General features: G+C 48.2%; 2 protein-coding genes. Both read right to left on the bottom strand.

What is annotated here, in order from left to right; all coding sequences use genetic code 11:
• Positions 1–737: FAD-dependent oxidoreductase (locus ACWHAR_RS21990; protein WP_452087825.1), on the bottom strand; the 737-nt coding region annotated here is incomplete at its 3' end.
• The coding region (gene tenI, locus ACWHAR_RS21995) for a thiazole tautomerase TenI (protein WP_452087826.1) at positions 721–1,249 on the bottom strand (529 nt) is incomplete at its 5' end. The genes tenI and ACWHAR_RS21990, both read right to left, overlap by 17 nt.

The raw sequence follows: 1,249 nt of genomic DNA on the forward strand, positions 1-1,249 counted from the left end.
TAGCAGTGATCATGGTAAAGCGTTTTTGTCAGCGAGATATCATCATTCCAAACGGACAGGCACTCCCCTTTTACAGGGAGAAAAGCATTGTTAAGTCCAAGCTGTTTAAAAAACATTCCGCTCCACACCCCGCTGGCAACGACAACATGATTAGCCCATACGTCTCCGCTAGGGGTCTTGATGAACAGGGCTTCACCGTCACGTTCGACATACAGGACGGGCGTATGCTCAAAAATCTCCGCCCCAAGCATTTTTGCTGCTTTCACATATGCCTTGCAAACAAAATAAGGCTCCACATGCACATCATCCTGAATAAAAGATGCACCAAAGATGTCACCAGACGCATACGGCTCTTTTTCTAACACCTCTTCTTTTGAATACCAGCTGACAGAGTCCAAATCGTCCATCTGTCTCAGCTGCAGCACATCTTCTTCAGAAAATGCAAGCTTAAACATACCGCCGTTATGCTGCCTGATATCCACACCGGATAATGCATAAAGCTCTTCTCCAAGACCTTTGTACAGACGCTGGCTGTGCATGGCGAAATCAAAAAACGCGTCACGTTCCTCGCATTCGGCATGGGCGCCCAGCATTCCGGCAGCGGCACTTGTCGTTCTGCCGCCCATTGTTCTGCTTTCAAACAATGCGGTGTTTTTGTTTTCCTTTGCCAAATAATAAGCAATTGCGGAACCGATAATTCCGCCTCCAATCACCACTGCTTCATAATGCCTTTTCATAGCGCATCTCCTTTAGCTTGCGGGAATATCGTCTGGCTGCTTCCAAAGGTTCAGCGGAAGAGAAAATTCCTGACATAACAGCGATGCCGTCTGCCCCTGCTTGTTTTACGTCTCTTAACCTGTCCGGCGTCATCCCCCCGATGGCTATAACCGGGATGGAAATCCGCTGTTTGATATCTGACAGCAAAGATACTCCTCTGCCTTCAAGACCCTTTTTGCAATCCGTTTCAAACACATGGCCGAACAGCACGTAGTCCGCGTCTTCCTTTTCTGCTTGAACCGCTTCCTCCAGTGAATGCACCGACCTCCCGATATGAAGGTGTGGAAATCTGGCTCTGACCTGCTTCGGTGAAAAGCTGCCGCTTGGCAGCTGCACGCGGTGAATAGTAGAGAAAAGTGCAATATCCACGCGCCCGTTCATCACCAGTTTTCGTTTAACTATACCGCCTTCAAAAATAAGATCGAGCAGTTTCAAAATATCCGCCGCCGATTTTGAACGTTCCCGAATATGA

It is taken from the genome of Bacillus sp. LR--39 (genome assembly GCF_053613335.1).